Origin of the sequence: Pararoseomonas baculiformis (assembly GCF_017813395.1) — a bacterium.
Lineage (GTDB): Bacteria > Pseudomonadota > Alphaproteobacteria > Acetobacterales > Acetobacteraceae > Roseomonas > Roseomonas baculiformis.
On record NZ_JAGIZB010000013.1, the window covers coordinates 21,935 to 40,202 of the forward strand.

Annotated in this window: 16 protein-coding genes; 11 read left to right on the top strand and 5 right to left on the bottom strand. The window is 70.8% G+C overall.

The features are described from left to right. Positions 1–130 precede the first annotated feature (130 nt). Entirely contained in the window at positions 131–1,375 is a 1,245-nt protein-coding gene (locus J8J14_RS14410) for a Zn-dependent hydrolase (protein WP_209380233.1), read from the top strand. 16 nt (positions 1,376–1,391) lie between these two features. Here the strand turns inward: J8J14_RS14410 and J8J14_RS14415 are convergent, their stop codons facing one another. Next, positions 1,392–3,557, bottom strand: coding sequence for a putative bifunctional diguanylate cyclase/phosphodiesterase (locus tag J8J14_RS14415; protein WP_209380234.1), 2,166 nt, complete (start codon positions 3,555–3,557; stop codon positions 1,392–1,394). A 391-nt stretch (positions 3,558–3,948) separates the two neighbouring features. Between J8J14_RS14415 and tkt the strand changes: the two genes are divergently transcribed. The 4 genes from tkt (at position 3,949) to J8J14_RS14435 (ending at position 9,126) form a co-directional block, all read left to right on the top strand. Then, a complete protein-coding gene (gene tkt, locus J8J14_RS14420; RefSeq protein WP_209380337.1) occupies positions 3,949–5,895 on the top strand; it encodes a transketolase in 1,947 nt (648 codons plus the stop codon). Positions 5,896–5,920: 25 nt separating this feature from the next. Beyond that, positions 5,921–6,967 carry a type I glyceraldehyde-3-phosphate dehydrogenase gene (gene gap / locus J8J14_RS14425; RefSeq protein WP_209380235.1) on the top strand — a complete coding sequence of 349 codons (1,047 nt, stop codon included), beginning with the start codon at positions 5,921–5,923 and terminating at the stop codon, positions 6,965–6,967. Between the two features lie 67 nt (positions 6,968–7,034). Beyond that, positions 7,035–8,231, top strand: a complete 1,197-nt coding sequence (locus J8J14_RS14430; RefSeq protein WP_209380236.1) for a phosphoglycerate kinase — start codon at positions 7,035–7,037, stop codon at positions 8,229–8,231. Between the two features lie 25 nt (positions 8,232–8,256). Further along, positions 8,257–9,126, top strand: a complete 870-nt coding sequence (locus J8J14_RS14435) for a DMT family transporter (RefSeq protein WP_209380237.1) — start codon at positions 8,257–8,259, stop codon at positions 9,124–9,126. Here J8J14_RS14435 and J8J14_RS14440 read toward each other — a convergent pair. After that, positions 9,089–9,949 carry an MBL fold metallo-hydrolase gene (locus tag J8J14_RS14440; protein WP_209380238.1) on the bottom strand — a complete coding sequence of 287 codons (861 nt, stop codon included), beginning with the start codon at positions 9,947–9,949 and terminating at the stop codon, positions 9,089–9,091. The two genes, J8J14_RS14435 and J8J14_RS14440, sit on opposite strands and share 38 nt — an antisense overlap. Positions 9,950–10,082: 133 nt before the next feature. Here J8J14_RS14440 and J8J14_RS14445 point away from each other — a divergent pair, with 133 nt between their 5' ends. Next, positions 10,083–11,123, top strand: a complete 1,041-nt coding sequence (locus tag J8J14_RS14445; RefSeq protein WP_209380239.1) for an extracellular solute-binding protein — start codon at positions 10,083–10,085, stop codon at positions 11,121–11,123. Positions 11,124–11,421: 298 nt separating this feature from the next. Here the strand turns inward: J8J14_RS14445 and J8J14_RS14450 are convergent, their stop codons facing one another. Continuing rightward, the gene (locus tag J8J14_RS14450) at positions 11,422–12,468 is read right to left on the bottom strand and encodes a D-2-hydroxyacid dehydrogenase (RefSeq protein WP_342452451.1); all 1,047 of its coding nucleotides are present in this window, start codon (positions 12,466–12,468) and stop codon (positions 11,422–11,424) included. 23 nt (positions 12,469–12,491) lie between these two features. Here J8J14_RS14450 and J8J14_RS14455 point away from each other — a divergent pair, with 23 nt between their 5' ends. After that, positions 12,492–12,998 (top strand): hypothetical protein, encoded by a 507-nt coding sequence (locus J8J14_RS14455; protein ID WP_209380240.1) that lies wholly within the window; start codon positions 12,492–12,494, stop codon positions 12,996–12,998. A gap of 18 nt (positions 12,999–13,016) precedes the next feature. Next, positions 13,017–13,466, top strand: coding sequence for a DUF421 domain-containing protein (locus tag J8J14_RS14460; RefSeq protein ID WP_209380241.1), 450 nt, complete (start codon positions 13,017–13,019; stop codon positions 13,464–13,466). An 8-nt stretch (positions 13,467–13,474) separates the two neighbouring features. Here the strand turns inward: J8J14_RS14460 and J8J14_RS14465 are convergent, their stop codons facing one another. Both J8J14_RS14465 and J8J14_RS14470 read right to left on the bottom strand, forming a co-directional pair. After that, the gene (locus tag J8J14_RS14465; protein WP_209380242.1) at positions 13,475–14,062 is read right to left on the bottom strand and encodes an HD domain-containing protein; all 588 of its coding nucleotides are present in this window, start codon (positions 14,060–14,062) and stop codon (positions 13,475–13,477) included. Between the two features lie 59 nt (positions 14,063–14,121). Next, entirely contained in the window at positions 14,122–14,982 is an 861-nt protein-coding gene (locus J8J14_RS14470; RefSeq protein ID WP_209380243.1) for a LysR family transcriptional regulator, read from the bottom strand. A gap of 126 nt (positions 14,983–15,108) precedes the next feature. On the opposite strand from J8J14_RS14470, the gene J8J14_RS14475 reads away from it, so the two are divergent. Genes J8J14_RS14475 through J8J14_RS14485 form a run of 3 tightly spaced genes read left to right on the top strand, consistent with a single transcriptional unit; the run spans position 15,109 to position 18,245 of the window. Then, entirely contained in the window at positions 15,109–15,990 is an 882-nt protein-coding gene (locus J8J14_RS14475) for an HpcH/HpaI aldolase/citrate lyase family protein (RefSeq protein WP_209380244.1), read from the top strand. Between the two features lie 39 nt (positions 15,991–16,029). Continuing rightward, complete coding sequence (locus J8J14_RS14480) at positions 16,030–17,010, top strand: Bug family tripartite tricarboxylate transporter substrate binding protein (protein ID WP_209380245.1); 981 nt, start codon at positions 16,030–16,032, stop codon at positions 17,008–17,010. Further along, a complete protein-coding gene (locus J8J14_RS14485) occupies positions 17,007–18,245 on the top strand; it encodes a CaiB/BaiF CoA transferase family protein (RefSeq protein WP_209380246.1) in 1,239 nt (412 codons plus the stop codon). The genes J8J14_RS14480 and J8J14_RS14485 overlap by 4 nt, the downstream gene beginning before the upstream one ends. The last annotated feature ends 23 nt before the right edge of the window (positions 18,246–18,268 follow it).

Genomic DNA, 18,268 nt, shown 5'->3' on the forward strand with positions numbered 1-18,268 from the left:
TCCGGTCAGCGGGCGTCGCAACCTCGCGCCGATGCGGCGGAATCGCAAGGCGGGAGGGCGGCCGGTTGGGCCTTGCCGAAGCCGGCCGCGCGCCGCATTCATCCGGAGGCATCACGGCGGAGAGAGCAGCATGTCCGGAACGAACCAGCGCATCGACAGCGGCCGGCTCTGGGACGCGCTGATGGCCATGGCCGAGATCGGCGCCACCCCCAAGGGCGGCGTGAAGCGCCTGACGCTGACCGAGGTGGACCGCGCCGGCCGCGACCAGTTCGCCCAGTGGTGCCACGCGGCGGGGCTGACGGTGCGGGTGGATTCCATGGGCAACATGTTCGCCCGGCGCCCGGGCCGGGACCCGAGCCGCAAGCCCGTTCTCTTCGGAAGCCATCTCGACAGCCAGCCCACCGGCGGCAAGTTCGATGGCGCGCTGGGGGTGATCGCCGGGCTGGAGGTGATGCGCACGCTGCAGGACCTCAACATCGAGACCGAGGCTCCGCTGGAGCTGATCAACTGGACGGACGAGGAAGGCAGCCGCTTTGGGCACTCCCTGATGGGCAGCGGCGTCTGGTCCGGCGTCTACGACCAGCAGACGACTTATGGCCTGCGGGACCTGGACGGGGTGACCGTCCTCGATGCGCTGGAAGGCATTGGCTATCGGGGCGAGCAGCCGGCCCAGCCATTCGAGGCGGATTCCTATTTCGAGCTGCATATCGAGCAGGGCCCGATCCTGGAGCACGAGGGCAAGCGGATCGGCATCGTCACCGGCGGTCAGGCACAGGTATGGTACGACGCCGTGCTCACCGGCCAGGACGCCCATGCCGGCACCACCCCTCCATCCACGCGGCGTGACGCCTTGCTGGGCGCCGCGCGCATCGTGCAGCTGGTGGACGAGCTGATGCGCGCCCGCGGCGAGGATGGCCGCGGCACGGTGGGTCGCCTGCAGGTCTTCCCGAATTCCTGCAACGTCGTCCCCGGCGAGGTGCGCTTCTCCGTGGAGTTCCGCCATCCGTCGGGCGCTGAAATCGAAACCCTGGCGGAGGACTTCCCCGCCCGCGCCCGTGCCATCGCGGACGAGGCGGGGCTCGGCCTGGAGCTGCGGGAACTGTTCCGCATTCCCGCCCAGCCCTTCGATCCGGAATGCGTGGCACTGGTGCGAGAGGCTGCGGAGCGGCTGGGCCTGCCCGCCCGGGAGATCATCTCCGGCGCCGGTCACGACGCGATCTATGTCGCGCGCCGCGTCCCCGCCGCCATGATCTTCACGCCCTGCAAGGATGGCCTCTCCCACAACGAGGCGGAGAGCATCCTGCCGGAAGAGGCGGCGGATGGCTGCCAGGTGCTGTTCGAGGCGGTGCTGGCGCGGGCGAACCGCCCGCTCTGACGGGCGGGGCTGCGCCTCAGCGGGCGACCAGCTCCTCCGCCCTCACGGCCCGGCCGAAGAGCCAGCCCTGCATGACGGTGCAGCCCTCCGCGAGCAACGCCTCGCGCTGGGCCTCCGTCTCGACACCCTCCGCCAGGAGCGGGATTTCCATCCCGCGCGCAAGCGTGGCGACGGCGCGGAGGATCGCCCTTTCCCGTGCCCCGCCGGGCAGCCCCTCCACGATGGAGCGGTCAAGCTTCACCTGATCCACGGGCAGGCGCAGGAGGTGGGCGAGCGCCGAGCTGCCGCCGCCGAAATCGTCCAGCGAGAGGCGGACGCCGTCTGCGATCAGCTCGTTGAGGACGGGGGCAATGGCGTCGATGTCGCGCGCCGCGACGTCCTCGGGGATCTCCACCTCCAGCGCCTCGGGGGTCACGCCATAGCGGACCAGCGTGGCCTGGACGCGGGCGGGGAATTCCGGATCCCGCAGGGTTGCCGGGGAGATGTTGATGCCCACCACCTCCGGCCCCGTGCCCGCCGCCGTCCAGGCGGCCTTCTGGCGCAGCGCCTCCTCCAGCACCCAGGCGTCGATCGACGGCATGAGGCCTGCGGCTTCAGCTTCCGGCAGGAACTCCCCGGGGGAGATCGGGCCGCCCGGCCCGCCTGGCCAGCGCAGCAGCGCCTCGGCGCCCCGCAAGGTGCCGGTTCGCGCATCCACCTGGGCCTGCCAGGCCAGCTCGAAGCTGCCATCGGCAACGGCCGCCATCAGCTGCTCCCGCAGGGCAAGGCGCCGCGCGACGCGCTCACCCAGCTCGGGATCATAGGCAACCACGCTGCCATTGCCCTGCCGCTTCGCCTGGGCGAGCGCCAGGGCTGCGGCGCGGTGCAGCCCCTCCGCGTCCTCCGCGTCATCGGGCAGGTGCGCGTGGCCGATGGAGGCGCGCAACGGCACCCCTCCGCCACCGAGATCGAGCGGCGCCGCGAGGGCCCGCTGGATGCGCCCGGCCATCGCGCCCGCCGCCTGGGGCGTGCGCAGCCCGGCCGCGATCACCGCGAACTCGTCGCCGCCCAGTCGGAAGGCCGCATCGCCCGGGCGAAGCTGCTCCCGCAGCCTGCGGCTCGCCTCGCTTAAAATGGTGTCGCCGGCGCGCTGCCCGAGGGAGTCGTTCACGGCCCGGATCCCGGCGAGATCGACGAGCAGGACGGAGCCGCCATCGCGCGCCGCGGTGAGCTGCAGGATAGCCTGCTGGAAGCGGAACCGGTTGGGCAGGCCGGTGAGCGGATCATGCCAGGCGAAGTGAACGGCCTGGGCCTGGGCGGCATGCAGCCGGGTGACATCGAGCAGCATCAGCACGGCCCGCTCGCCCCCTTTCTCGCCCGGCAGCCATGGGGAGGTGGTCACGATGACACGGCGCTCCGGCGCCTCGCCCCGCGCGGGCAGCACGCCCTCCACCTCGCGGCCCGTGGGCAGGCCGAAAGGTCCGTCCCCCTGCGAGCCAAGCTGTTGCAGCCCGCTTTCCGTGAGCGTGGCGGGAACCTCCCCGCCGAGCAGATCGGTGAGGCGCTGGTTGGCGGCGATGGTTCGCCCTTCGCGGTCCAGGTGCCAGATCGCGGCGGGCACGCCCTCATGGATCGCCCGTGCCCGCAGGTCGCGTGCGCGGGCGCTGGTGATGTCGAGGGAGAAGCGCGCGACCTCGCCACCCGCGAGGCGCCGCTTGCTCACCTGCATGATCCGGCCATCCGGGAGGTTGCGCTCATACTCCGCCCGGGCATCGTCCTCATGCGCCGCGATCTGGCCGGCGATGGCGGTGGCGGCCAGGGGATCATCACGGAAGGAGGCGGCGAGAAGGTCATCGAGCCTGGTCCCGGCCGGAACGGGCCCCGACCCCATGCCGGGGAGGTCATGGGCGGGGCTGTGGTCCAGAAGGGTGCGGTCTCGGCCGAAAACAGCGTAGCGCACCGCGCTGCGGTCGATCGCCTCGCGCAGGAGCGCGGCGCGGCGGATGGATGGCCAGGCGATGGCGAGCCCCAGCAACAACGCGCCCACGAGCAGCGCCATCAGTCCCAGCACCAGCGGAACCGACAGGGAGGCGGGAAGCAGAAGGGCCAGCACCAGGGCGAGCGAAAGCGATCCGAGCAGGGCGCCGGCCGTGAGTGCCGCCACCCGGCGCAGCCGCCGCGTCGGAGCCATTTCCGGAGGCATCGGGCTCTCCTCCACGTCCATACGGTAAGGGAATACCCCTTTCCTGGTGGCGAACAGTAGCGTTCTCACCAGATCGTCTCAGTTTATATCCGGTTTCTCCAAAATTGCACGACCCGTTCTGAAATCCGCGTAACAGCCCACGCTGCCGCCCGGCGCGCGGCCACAGGGTTGGCATACGGGCGGGGCGCCTCTATAGCGGCGCGCGACGCGACTGGGACGCCCGCCTCGCCGCTGCGCAGCCGGCGGGCGTTGCCATGCCCGGCATCGTCGCGGGAGACACCCTGAATTGGCCACCCTGGAACCCGACCGGCAACCCGCCACCCCGGAGCGCAGCCCCGCTCTGGTGGCGCAGGATGCCATCCTTGCCCGCCCCGTGACGCCCGCCCGCCGCATGGCGGATGCGATCCGCGCCCTGGCGATCGACGGCGTGGAAGCCGCGAAGTCCGGCCATCCGGGCATGCCAATGGGCATGGCGGATGCCGCCACCGTGCTGTTCACCCGTTTCCTGAAGCATGACGCCGCCGACCCGCGCTGGCCGGACCGCGACCGCTTCGTGCTCAGCGCCGGCCATGGCTCCATGCTTCTGTATGCATGGCTGCACCTGACCGGCCATGCGGGCATGGGCGTGGAGGAACTGCGCCGTTTCCGCCAGCTCCACTCCCCGGCGGCGGGCCACCCCGAACTGGGCGAGCATCCGGGCATCGAGACCACCACCGGCCCCCTCGGCCAGGGCATCTCGACGGCGGTTGGCATGGCCATGGCGGAGCGGCACCTGGCCGCGCGCTTCGGCAAGAGCCTGGTGGACCACAGGACCTGGGTCATCGCCTCGGACGGCGACCTGCAGGAGGGCATCTCCCACGAGGCCGCGTCGCTGGCCGGGCATTTCAGCCTGGGCAAGCTCACCGTCCTCTGGGACGACAACCACATTTCCATCGATGGCGACACGGCGCTCTCCACCTCGGAGGACACGCTCGCGCGCTTCAAGGCCTATGGGTGGGCCGTGCGCCGCGTGGACGGGCATGACCACGAGGCGGTCGCGGCGGCGCTGAACGCGGCCACCAAGTCCCGCAAGCCGACCCTGATCGCCTGCCGCACCATCATCGGCTTCTCCGCGCCGAAGAAGGCGGGCACGGCGGGCAGCCATGGCGCCCCCCTCGGCCCCGAGGAAGCGGCTGCGGCCAAGGCGGCGCTGGGCTGGGATGCCGGGCCCTTCGAGGTGCCCGCGGATATCCGGGAGTCCTGGGAAGCCGCCGGCAAGCGCGGCGGCGGCACCCGCCGCTCATGGCTGAAGCGCCTGGCCAAGCACCCGCAGCGCGGTGATTTCGAGCGCGCGATGGCGGGCAAGCTGCCGGAGCGCTGGGACGCCCCGATCGCCGAGTGGAAGGCGAAGGCCGTGGCCGAGAAGCCGAAGCTCGCCACCCGCGTCGCCTCGCAGAAGGCGCTGGAGGCGCTGGTGCCGGCCATCCCCGAGATGATCGGCGGCTCGGCCGACCTCACGGGCTCCAACAACACCAATGTGAAGGGTGTCCCTGCCCTCTCTACCGAGAACTGGGGCGGGCGCTTCGTCCACTGGGGCATCCGCGAGCACGGCATGGCTGCGGCCATGAACGGCATGGCGCTGCATGGGGGCATCATCCCCTATTCCGGCACCTTCCTCGTGTTCAGCGACTACATGCGCCCCTCCATCCGCCTGGCGGCGCTCATGCGGCAGCGGGTGGTGCATGTGCTGACGCATGACAGCATCGGGCTGGGCGAGGACGGGCCGACCCACCAGCCGGTCGAGACGCTGGCGGCGCTGCGGGCCATCCCGAACCTGCATGTCTTCCGCCCCGCCGATGTGATCGAGACGGCGGAGGCATGGGAGCTGGCCGTGCGGCGGGCCGATGGCCCGAGCGTGCTGGCCCTGTCCCGCCAGAACCTGCCCACGGTGCGCAGCGATGCGGGCGAGAACCGCACGGCGCGCGGCGGCTATGTCCTGGCCGAGCCTTCGGGCGAGCGGAAGGCGACGCTGATCGCCACCGGCTCCGAGATCGAGATCGCCCTGGCCGTCCGCGAGGCGCTGGAGCAGGCGGGAATCCCGACCGCGGTCGTCTCCCTGCCCTGCTGGGAGCTCTTCGCGCTGCAGGACCCCAGCTATCACGATCAGGTGCTCGGCTCCGCGCTTCGCGTCGGGATCGAGGCCGCGCTGGAGTTCGGGTGGTCGCGCTGGCTCGGCCCCGATGGCATCTTCATCGGCATGCAGGGATTCGGCGCCAGCGCGCCGGCCAGCGACCTGTACAGGCACTTCGGCATCACCGCGGATGCGGTGGTGGCGGCGGTCAAGCGCCGCGTGAACTGAACCAGAGAGAGGGACGGATAAGCCTATGGCGGTCAAGGTTGCGATCAACGGCTTCGGGCGCATCGGCCGCCTGGTGCTTCGCGCGGCGCTCGAGAGCGGGCGCGACGATGTCGAGTTCACGCATATCAACGATCTCGGCTCCGTCGAGGCGAATGCGCATCTCTTCCGCTACGACAGCGTCCATGGCCGCTTCCCCGGCGAGGTCCGTGTCGAAGGCGACACGATGATCATCTCGGCCGCGGGCCGCACCTACAAGCCGATCAAGGTGACGGCCGAGCGCGACCCGACCAAGCTCCCCTGGCAGGGCGTGGACGTGGCCGCCGAGTGCACGGGCATCTTCACCAGCTCCGACAAGGCGGCGCTGCTGCTGCAGTCCGGCCCGCGCAAGGTTCTGGTTTCCGCCCCCGTCACCTGGGCCGAGGCCCATGCGGATGATTCCGCCCAGGCGACCATCGTCTATGGCGTGAACCACAAGATCCTGAAGCCCTCGCACCAGATCGTCTCCAACGCCTCCTGCACCACGAACTGCCTGGCGCCGATCGCCAAGGTGCTGCACGAGAAGTTCGGCATCCTCCGCGGCTACATGGTCACCATCCACGCCTACACGGGTGACCAGAACACGGTGGACACGCTGCACAAGGACCTGCACCGCGCCCGCGCGGCGGCGGTCTCCGCCATCCCGACCTCCACGGGCGCGGCCAAGGCGGTCGGCCTCGTGCTGCCGGAGCTGAAGGGCAAGCTGGACGGCACCGCCATCCGCATCCCGACCCCGAACGTCTCCCTCGTCAGCCTGGACTTCGTGCCGGCCAAGACCGAGGGCCTGACCAAGGAGGCGATCAACGCGGCGATGAAGGAGGCTTCGGAGTCGCCAGAGCTGAAGGGCATCCTGGGCTACAACACCGCCCCCCTGGTCTCCATCGACTTCAACCACGACTCCCACTCCTCCACCTTCGACGCGACGCAGACGCAGGTGGTCGATGGCGGGCTGGTCCGCGTGATGTCCTGGTATGACAACGAGTGGGGCTTCTCGAACCGCATGAGCGACACCGCCGCTCTCCTCGGCAACCTCTGAGACCTTTCGGGGGCGCTTCGGCGCCCCCGTTCATTTTCGACGCCCCCTCCTCCCCAGGAAACGACCGATGGCCTCCTTCCGCACCCTCGACCAGCTCGATGCCAAGGGGAAGCGCGTGCTGCTGCGCGCCGACCTGAACGTGCCGGTGCGGGACGGGGCCATCACGGACCGCACGCGGATCGAGCGTCTCTCCCCGACGATCCGGGAGCTGTCGGATAAGGGTGCGAAGGTGGTTGTCCTCTCCCATTTCGACCGGCCCAAGGGCAAGCGCGTGCCCGAGATGTCGCTGAAGCCGCTGGCGGAGGCGCTCTCCTCCGTTCTCGGCAAGCCGGTGGCCTTCGCCGATGACTGCATCGGCCCGGAGGCCGAGGCCGCCGTGGCGAAGCTGCAGGACGGCGAGGTGCTGCTGCTGGAGAACACCCGCTACCATGCCGGGGAGGAGAAGAACGACCCGCAGCTCTCCGCCGATCTGGCGAAGCTCGGCGATGCCTATGTGAACGACGCGTTCTCCGCCGCCCACCGCGCCCATTCCTCGACCGAGGGCGTGGCGAAGCTGCTCCCCGCCTATGCCGGGCGGCTGATGCAGGCGGAGCTGGAGGCTCTGGAGGCGGCCCTGGGCACGCCATCCCGCCCCGTGGTCGCCATCGTGGGCGGGGCCAAGGTCTCCACCAAGCTGGACCTGCTGGGGAACCTCTCGAGGAAGGTCGATGTGCTGGTGATCGGCGGGGCCATGGCCAACACCTTCCTCGCCGCCCAGGGCCATCCCATGGGCCGGTCCCTGCAGGAGGCGGAGATGCACGACACTGCCCTGCGGATCCTGGACGAGGCAAAGGCCGCCAATTGCGAGATCCTGCTTCCGCGTGACCTTGTGGTGGCGGCCGAGTTCAAGGCCAATCCCGCGACCCGCACCGTGGCGGCCGATTCCGTGCCCCCGGACATGATGGCGCTCGATGTCGGTCCCGACACCATCGCCGCCATCGAGGACCGGCTCCGCAAGGCCTCCACCCTGGTGTGGAACGGTCCCCTGGGCGCCTTCGAGACGCCGCCCTTCGATGCGGCGACGGTGGCGGTGGCCCAGAGCGTGGCCGGCCTTACCCAGTCCGCCGGGCTGAAGTCCATCGGGGGCGGCGGCGACACCGTGTCGGCCCTGCGCCATGCGGGCGTGGCCGAGCGCATGACCTATGTGTCCTCCGCCGGCGGCGCCTTCCTCGAATGGCTGGAGGGCAAGACCCTGCCGGGCGTCGCGGCGCTCCAGCAGGGCTGAGCGGCACCGCCCCTTCCCCTTGATCATGGACGACCTGGGCAACCGGAACACCGCCCGGGGCGTCCTGCTGATGATCCTGGGCGTGCTGCTCTTCGCGGCGAATGACACGCTCGGCAAATGGCTCGCCGCGACCTATGCGGCGGGCCAGCTTCTTCTGTTCCGCAGCACGGTGGGGTTCCTGGTGCTGCTGCCCGGCCTGTGGCGCTCGGGCGCGCTGCGGCGGCTGCCGGCCCGGCCCGGGCTGCACCTGCTTCGCGCCGGGCTGGCCGCGGCCGAATCCACCATCTTCTTCGTCTCGATCGCCCTCCTGCCCCTGGCGGAGGTCATCACCTTCTACATGGCCTCGCCCATCTTCGTGACGGCGCTTTCGCCCTTCCTTCTGGGCGAACGCGTCGGGTGGCGGCGCTGGACGGCGGTGAGCATCGGGTTCTGCGGCGTCATCCTGGCGGTTGACCCCCAGGGGCATCTCTCGCCCGCCGTGCTGGTGCCCATCGCGGGCAGCTTCGCCTACTCGCTGTTCCTGATCGCGACCCGCCGCTTGGCCGGCACGCCCGCGCCGACCCTGCTGGGCTGGCAGTTCCTGGTAGCCATGCTGCTGGGCCTGGTGCTGGTCGGGAAGCAGGAATGGATCACGCCAGGGCCGCTGGATTTCGCGATGCTGGTGGTTCTGGGCCTCGGTTCCCTTGCGGGGAATGCCTGCGTCACCCATTCACTGCGGCTGGCCCCGGCCTCGGCGGTCATGCCGCTGCACTACACGCTGATCCCCTGGGGGATGCTGTTCGGCTATCTGTTCTTCGGCGAGGTTTTGACGCCGCTCACCCTGCTCGGGGGCGCCATCATCGTCGGGGCCGGCCTGTTCATCTTCTGGCGGGAACAGGCCCTTCGCCGGCGCTGACCGACACCCGCCTGCCCGCCTGCGCCGGCAGCGCGGGGTCATGGGTGCAGAGGATGGTCACCTCCTCCCCATGCTGCCTCGCCAGCTCCTGGAGCATGGCCCGGCTCTGCAGCCGCGCCGCGCGGTCCACCTGCATGACATTGGCATAGGCGGCGGAGAGCGGCGGCATGCGCAGGGGCGTGTCGAGTTCGGAATGCATGAACACGGCATCCCCCGCATGCAGGACCCAGCCATCCCCCGTGCCGAGCGCGACACCGCAGTGACCGGCTGTATGGCCGGGCAGCGGGATGAAGAAAATGGAGGGCGGCAGGCCTTCCAACCCCCGGATGGTGGGCAGGCCGAACCACATCGGGCCGGGCTGGCTGTATTCCCGCATGGGATGGGCCAGTTGCAGCGGGCGGTAGCGGCCGCGGCCGATCGCGCCTTCCCGGCGGCGGGCGGCAGCCATCTCGGCCGCATGCACATGCACCTGCGCCCAAGCGAAATCCGTCAGCCCCCCGGCATGATCGAAGTCCAGGTGGGTCATCACGATGTGCCGCACATCCCGCGGGTCCAGGCCGAGCTGGCGGACCCGGGCGATGGCGGTTTCATCGGCCTCCAGATGCACCCGGTCCGCATGGTAGAAGGCACGGCTCAGCCGCGGCACGGGGGCGGTCACGTCCTCCAGGCCGAAGCCCGTATCGACCAGCACCAGCCCGGCCTCTGTCTCGGCCAGGAGGCAGCGGCAGGCGAGATGCGCGGGGCCGAGCCCGCCCGTCCAGCCATCCCAGAGCCGCCCGCCCAGGGGCCGCATGGATCCGCATTCGAAGGCGTGGATTCGCATGCGCGGTTGAACGCGGCGGAGCGGCCGGGGTTTGGCCCGGCACCGCGCGAGCCGAAGTCGCCTGTGCATTTGCGAACAATCCGCATTTGCGAATCGGCTGGAAGGCGCTATGCGGCCCCTCTGTCCTCCGGAGATGCCCATGCTTCCGATCGCGCGCCGGCTCCTCGCCGCGAGCCTTCTTGCCCTCCCCCTCGCCGGCCCCGCCCTGGCGCAGGGCGAGCTGGCGATCATCGCCCAGCGTCCCGCCTCGCCCGACCAGGAGCCCTTCGCCCGATTCACGCGGGAAACCGGCATCCGCATCACCTTCGTGCCCACTGCCGGCAACGCGGCCGTGCAGGCCCTCTCCACCACGCCGCGCGGCCCCGGCGACGTGATGCTGGGCACGGATGCCAGCGCGCTGGCGCAGCTTGAGGCGGCCGGCGTGTTCGAACCCTATTCCTCTGCCGCCACGCAGCGCGTGCCGGTGCGGTTCCGCCATCCCGCCGGCCTCTGGACGGGTGTTTCCGCGCGCGCGCGGATCGCGGTGGTGCGCGCCGATGAGCAGAACCCGCCGGGGAGCATGGCGGAGCTGGCGGATCCGCGATTCCGCGGCAAGGTCTGCCCCACCGCTCCCACCGCCTATAACCTTTCCGTCACAGCCCGCATGATCGGGCTCCTGGGCGAGGAGGGCGCGCTTCGCTGGGCCAAGGGCGTGGCAGCGAACTTCGCGCCGGATGTGCCGCTGGCCTCCGATTTCACGCAGATCCAGGCCGTCGCGGCTGGGCGCTGCGACGTGGCGATCAGCAACCACTACTACCTGCTGCGGCTCGGCGCTCCTTCCGCCACGCCGGAACAGCGCCAGGCCGCCGCACGGCTGCGCGTGGCCTGGCCGGACCAGGGCGATGGCCAGCCCGGCGCCATGCTGAACCTGACCGCCATCGGGCTGATCAGGAACGCCCCCAACCGCGAGGCGGCGGCCCGCTTCATCGACTTCATGATGACCGAGCAGGCCCAGGCGGAGTTCAGCGGCGGAATCTTCTACGCCACGCTCCCGGATGCGCCCGTGCCGGAAGCGGTCCGCGCCCTGGGCACGCCGCGCTTCGACGCGACCCCGGTGGCCAGCTATGGCGAACACCGCGAGGCCGCGGCCCGGATCCTGCGCGAAGCGGCCTGGCCCATGCCGCCGCGGCGCTGAGCCCGACGGAAATCCTGGCGCCCGGCCCTCCCGGCCGGGCAAGCTGGTGCGGAAAAGCCTGGAGCCCGCGCATGCCAGCCCCCGCCCCGCTCATGGTCGCCCTGCTTTCCGCGGCCCTGTTCCCCTGCATGGCCGCGGCACAATCCCCGCCGGCACCGAGCCCGGCGCCACCCACCCCGGCGCCTTCGACCCAGGCACCGGCCGCGCCCCAGTCATCCCCCATTCCGTCCCGCCGGAGCTGCGAACGCACGCCGCCCTCCCCTACCTCCTGAGCGGCGGGGCGGGACGGGGCCGTTCCTCAGTAGCCCTTGGCGGGATCCACCCGGTTCGGCATGGGCCGCCCCTCGCGCATGGCGCGCAGGTTCTCGAAGAGGATGTCCAGCGTGCGGTCATTGTACCGCGCGTGGTCATCCGCCGAGACATGCGGCGTGACGACCATGCCCGGCGTCCGCCAGAGCCGGTGCTCGGCCGGCAGGGGCTCGGGCACGGCCACATCGGTCACGCAGCCTTCCAGATGGCCGGCATCCAGGGCGTCGCACACCGCGTCCTGATCCCAGACAGCGCCACGCGCGATGTTCACGATCCGCGCGCCGCTGGGCAGCAGGGCAATCCTCTCCCGCGAGAGGAGGTTGCGCGTGCGGTCCGTGAGCGGACAGGCGAGCACCAGGAACTCCGCCTGCGGCAGCACGCGGTCCAGCGCATCCGTGCTGTGGGTCTCGTCGCAATCCGGGTGATCGCCGGCCCCGTTGCGCACCCCGATCACCGTCATGCCGAACTGCTTTGCCCGGCGGGCCACGCCGCCACCCAGGGAGCCGAGCCCGACGATCACCACGCGCCGCCCCTCCAGCGTGGAGGAGAAGCGGGGCTTCCATTCGCCGCGCCGCTGCTGGTCCGCGAAGATGGGCATCCCGGTCTGCAGCATCAGGATCGCCATGATCCCGAATTCGCCGGCCTTCTCGGCATGGGTGCCGCGGTTGTTCAGCAGCGCGACGGAATCGGGCAGCCAGTCGAAGGGCGCCGCGCTGTCGACCCCGGCGGAGGTGCAGGCGATGACCTTCAGCCTCGGGGCAACGCCGGGAAGGGCGCCTGCCGGAAAGCGCTGGCGCAGCGGCCGCACCCAGCTCAGCAGGATTTCGGCCTCGGGCAGCGCGCTGGCGAAGCCTTCCTCGCTGTCGGCGAAGCTGACCTGGAGCCCGGCCATGTCCGGGCTGCGGGCGATCGCGGCGTCCCACTGGGCCTGCGTGATCGCGAATTCCGGGTCGTTGGCGGGGTTCTGGACATGGATGCGCATGTCCCAGGCTTTCGCATGGGTGCCACGGGCCGTGAAGGGGTGGCGAAACACCACCCGGTGCTGCGCGTTGCGCGATCATGAGCGATCCAGCCTTGGACGAAGCCTCTCGCATCGTCGGCGAGGACCTCGCCTTCCAGCGCAAGGTCTGGCGGTTCCAGCGCCTGGGCTGGTTCGGCATGGCGGTGCTCATTCTCCTGGCGATGGCCGGCGCCTTCGGCGGCGGGCCACTCTCTTACGCGAGCGCGCGCAGCGATGACGGCGCGCTCGAGGTTGCGTGGGAGCGGATCGAGCGTCTTGGGCGCAGCAGCGAGCTTCGCATCCGCATCCGCCAGTTAGCTCCGGGGCCGCTGGAACTGCGGCTCGAAGAGGGACTGGTCGAGGATGTCGAGGTCGCTGGGGGGCAGCCGAGACCCGTTTCCGAAACCCGCGCACCTGGCCGGATCGGGATGCGCTTCGAGCCACCGCCCGGGGAGCAGTGGGCCGAGATCCTGCTGAACCTGCGCGCCACCCGCCCCGGCCTGGTCAGCGGAACCCTGGCCGCGGGCGCATCCAGGGTGCGGGTGCGCATCGTGGTGCTGCCATGACGCGGGGCTGAGGCACCGATGGAGAGCGTTCTTCGCGCCCTGGCGATCTATGTCGCGCTGACCCTGATGTTCCGCATCACCGGCCGGCGCAGCATGAGCCACATCACCACCTTCGACTTCGTGCTGCTGCTCGTCGTCGGCGAGGCAACGCAGCAGGCCCTGCTGGGGGAGGACTTCTCGATCACCAACGCCGTGCTGGTGATCGCGACGCTGCTGGGGCTGGACGTCGCGATCCGCTGGATCAAGGCGCGCCACGAGCCGGTGGACCGCATCCTCGAAGGCCTGCCGACCATCCTCGTCGTCGATGGCCGGCCGCTGCCGGACCGCATTCGCGAAGCACGGATTTCCGAGTCCGAAATTCTTCAGAGTGCGCGCGAATCTCATGGTCTCACCCGGATGGATGAGATCCGGCTGGCCGTGCTGGAGGTGAGCGGGACGATTGCTGTCATCCCGCGCAGGCCGCAATAGCGGCGGCTTCAGTGCCTGCGCTGGTAGAAGGGCTGGGTGCCCGCCAGCAGCAATGCGCGATCCGTGGCGAAGAAATCGGCGTAGTGCAGGATCCAGGCTTCCGGGTTCGTGCCGTGGAAGGGCTGGTTGTGGGCATGGGTCGCCACCGTGTGGACCACAAGGTGTGGGAAGCCCATCTCCCGCAGCAGCATCGCGCCCGGAACGCCATGGGGCAGCTCGCGCGACAGCGGCGACCCACGGACCGCTCCGTCCTCCCGCACATACATCAGCGGCTTGTCCACGTCGTGCAGCATGAGGATGGCGCCGAGGATGTCGGGCTCGGGCGCCACGCCCCAATCGGCCTCGGCGCGCGCGGCGAGGTCCCAGCCGGTGCGCGTCACATGGTTCACATGGTCCATCAGCCGGTGCTCGGGGGCGAGGGTCGAATAGGGCATGTCCTCCAGCGAGGCGAAGGGGCTGGAGGTCCAGGCGCTCACCCAGGCCGTGACCACCATCTCCGCCATCGCGGGCGAGAGGCGGTCCAGCCCGGCGAGCCAGCCGCGCACCGCCGCGCGCTGCGCCGCGCTTCCCTCGTTCCGCGTGATGCCCGTGACCATGGCCGCCTCCCCGTTCTGAGGCGCATGGCGTTCCATGAGCCGGGCCGCGCGTCCAGCCCTCAGCCCGCCATGGCCTGGCCGGCCAGCGCCTCGATCAGCCGGATGCGCGGCGAGGCCCGCCCCCAGGCCAGCCCCATGCAGCGCACCGGCGCATCCGGCACTGGCAGCCTGGCCAGGGACAGCCCCTCCGGCCAGGGCGGCGCCCAGTCCGGCACCAGGGAGACGCCCAGCCCCCGATCGACCAGCACCGCGATCGCGTCGAGCGTGACCAGCTCGAAGGCCTCGCGCGGCCGGATTCGGCGGCGGCGCAGATAGGCACTGGCGAGCTGCCCGCCCCAGCTCGCCTCGTCGTAGCGGATGAAGGGCTCGGCGGAGAGCAGGTGGAGCGGCTCCGCGCCCGCCAGGCGGCCCGGGGCAAGCACGATCAGCGGCTCGCGCCGCAACATGGCCCAGCCGCAGCTCTTGGGGATCTCGAAGGGTGGCTGCACGATCAGGGCGGCGTCGAGCGCGCCTTCGGCAACGCGGGCGAAGAGTTCCTCGGAACGGCCGGGCACAATTCGGATCTCGATCCGCGGATGCCGTTCACGCATGGCGGTCATCATGTCCGGCAGCAGGCCGATAATGGCGGTGGGAACGGCGCCCAGCCGCAGCTCGCCCGCCAACGCATCGGCGGTGGCGAGGGCGGCGAGGTCGCGCAGCTGCACGAGCAGCTCCGGCGCGCGGGCCGCGATGCGGGCGCCGGCAGGGGTGGGGGCAAGGCTCCGGCCGGCGCGCTTGAGGAGCGGGACCCCGATCTCCGCCTCCAGCGCGCGCAGCCGCTGCGCAACGCCGGCGGCGGTCAGGTTCAGCCGGCGCGCCGCCGCGGCGACCGAACCGCTCTCCGCGACGGCCAGGAAGGTTTCGAGGAAGCGGGTGTCCATACGAAAGAAAAACTATCGTTTGAACGTTCAATTCTCAACATTCTGTTTCCCGAAGCCTGGCCTATGCTCCCCCTATCGGCCGGGGTGCATGCGTGGTTGGCCGCAAGATGATTCGGGAGTGAAGCGGTGCGCCCTGTCCTCATGCGCAGCAAGCTGTTCGTGCCGGGCTCCCGGCCGGAGCTCTTCGCCAAAGCCGCCACCTCCGCGGCCGATGCACTCTCCTTCGATCTGGAGGATGCGGTCGCCCCCGACCGGAAGGACATGGCGCGCGAGACGCTCGCGGGCTTCCTGGGGGGCGGCGAGCACGGCGGGAAGGTCATCGTCATCCGCGTGAACGGGATGGATACGCCCCATTTCGCGCCCGATATCGCCGCCGTCGCGGTTCCCGGCACGCATATGATCAACCTGCCCATGATCCGGGACGCAGCGGAGGTGGCGGAGGCCGCGGCGGCACTGGAGAGGGCCGAACGCGCCAACGGCGTGGCGGAGCCCATCGGCATCCTCTGCAACATCGAGACACCACGCGCCCTGCGCCTGTCGCATGAGATCGCGGGCGCACATCCCCGGGTCTGCGGTTTGCAGATCGGCTATGCCGACCTGCTCGAACCCTATGGCTTCGACCGGATGGACCCGGCCATGCTCGCCCATCTGCGCATGACGGTCCGGCTGGCCGCCGCCGAGCACGACCTGCCCGCCTATGACGGCGCCTTCGCCAAGGTGGGCCAGCCCGAGGCCTATCGCGAGGAGGCGGATGCCGCGCGGCGCATGGGCTTCGCGGGGAAGAGCTGCATCCACCCCACCCAGATCGCCCCGGCGAACGAGGCTTTCGCGCCGAGCCCGGCCGAGATCGCGCGGGCCAGGCGGATCGTGGAGGTGGCGCGGGAGCGGATTGGCGCCGGAATGGGCGCCTTCCTAGTGGATGGTAGCATGGTGGACGCCCCCTTCGTCGCGGGGGCGGAGGCGGTGCTGGCACTCGCCTGCAAGCTCGGCCTGCCCGGTGCGGAATAACAACGCGGGACAAGGGCGCGTAACAGGATGGAGGAACAGATGAGCAGCTTCACGAGACGCGCCTTCGGGGCCATGGCGCTGGCGTTTCCCGCCGTGGCGCGCGCGCAGGGCACGGGCCCGGGCGGCTGGCCTTCCCGCCCCGTACGGGTCATCGTCCCCTTCCCGCCCGGCGGCAGCAACGACGCGGTGGCCCGTCCGCTGGCGGAGCATCTGCAGGGCAAGTTCGGCCAGCCCTTCGTCGTGGAGAACCGGCCGGGCGCCGGCAGCACCATCGGCTCGGCGGAGGTGGTGCGCAGCCCGGCGGACGGGCTGACGCTGATGGTCACCTCCTCCACCTTCGCGACCAGCGGCGCCACACAGCGCACCCCCTATGACCCAGCCGCGGATTTCGAGGCGGTGGCGATGCTTGCCGCCGCGCCGCTGGTGATCCTCGCCGCGCCAGGCTTCCCCCCGGGGAACATGGCGGAGCTGGTCGCCTATCTGCGCGCCAATCCGGGCAAGGTGGATTACGGTTCCGCCGGGCCGGGCAGCATCAATCATCTCTCGGCCGAGCTGTTCGCCCAGAAGGCGGGGGGCGTGCAGATGCAGCATGTGCCCTATCGCGGCATGGGGCCCGCCACCACCGACCTTGCCGCCGGCACCATCCAGCTTCTCTTCACCACGCTGCCCTCCGCGCGCGGCGTGATCAGCAGCGGGCGGGTGAAGGTGCTGGGCTGGACCGGCGAGAACCGCCCGCCGAGCGGGCCGCAGGCGCCCACCCCGCGCGAGAGCGGGCTGCCCGACTACCAGGCAAGCATCTGGTGGGGCCTGCTGGCCCGGCGTGGCACGCCACCCGAGATCCGCGCGGCGCTGAACGCAGCCGCGAACGAGGCGCTCTCGGGTGGCCGCCTGGCGACCTATCTTGAGAGCGAGGGCGCCGCCCCCACGCCGCTCTCGCCCGCCGAGGGCGAGGCCTTCCTGCAACGCGACCTGGCGCAGTGGAAGCAGGTCGCCTCCACGGCGAATATCCGAATCGAATGACCAGCACAGCCGAAAAGCCCCGCCTTCGCCGCCGCGCCTTCGACCCAGCCGCCAAGGGCGCGCTGGACGGGGTGCGGGTGGTGGATCTTTCGCGCCTCGTGGCCGGGAATCTCCTGACCAAGGTGCTGGCCGACCATGGTGCCGAGGTGGTGAAGGTGGAGCCGCCCGAGGGCGACACGCTCCGCGCCTGGAAGGTGGAGGGCGTCTCCACCTCCTGGAAAACCTGGTGCCGCAACAAGAAGAGCGTCTGCCTCAACCTGAAGGCGCCCGAGGGCCAGGAGGTGGTGCGCCGCCTGGCCGAGGGTGCCGCGATGCTCGTCGAGAGCTTCCGTCCTGGCGTGCTGGAGGCGATGGGGCTCAGCCCGGAAGCCCTGCTCGCGATCAATCCCCGGCTGGTGATCGTGCGGGTTTCAGGCTGGGGCCAGACCGGTCCCTACCGGCACAAGCCGGGCTTCGGCACGCTGGTGGAGGGGTATTCGGGCTTCGCCGCCGTGAACGGCTTCGCCGACCGGGAGCCGGTGCTGCCGCCCATGTTCCTGGGCGACGCCTTCGCCGGCCTCTATGGCGCCTCGGCCGCCATGATCGCGCTCCGCGCGGCGGAGGGTGCCTATGGCAAGGGGCAGGTGGTCGATCTCTCCCTCTTCGACCCGATCTTCGCGATGATGGAGCCCCAGATCGCGAATCGGCGCCTGAGCGGGCGGCGCAAGCCGCGCACGGGCAGTCGCAGCACCAACACGGCGCCGCGCAACGCCTATCGCACCAGGGATGACGGGTGGGTCTGCCTGTCCTCCTCCACCCAGGGAATGACCGCGAAGCTCCTGGCCTCGATCGGCCGGCCGGAGCTGCTGCAGGACGAGCGCTACGCCACCAATGCCGCCCGGCTGAAGAACTGGGAGTCGCTGGACGCCATCATCGGTGGCTTCGTCGCGGAGCGGAGCATGGCGGAGAACCTGGCGCATTTCGACGCGGCCGGAGTGACCATCGGCCCGATCATGGATGCCCCGGCGCTGGATGAGGACGCCTTCGTGGCCGAGCGCGAGAGCCTGATCGAGGTGCCGGATGCCGAGATGGGCTGGCTGCCCATGCATGGCGACGTGCCCCGGCTTTCCGGCACCCCAGGAATTCTTGCGCGGCCCGCCCCTGGTCTTGGCGAGCATAATGACGAGATCCTGGGTGCCGTGCTGGGCGACGGGGAGGTTTCCCGGTTGCGGGAGGCCGGTATCGTGCACGGATAGCTCCGCCCGGCGTATCGCCGGGC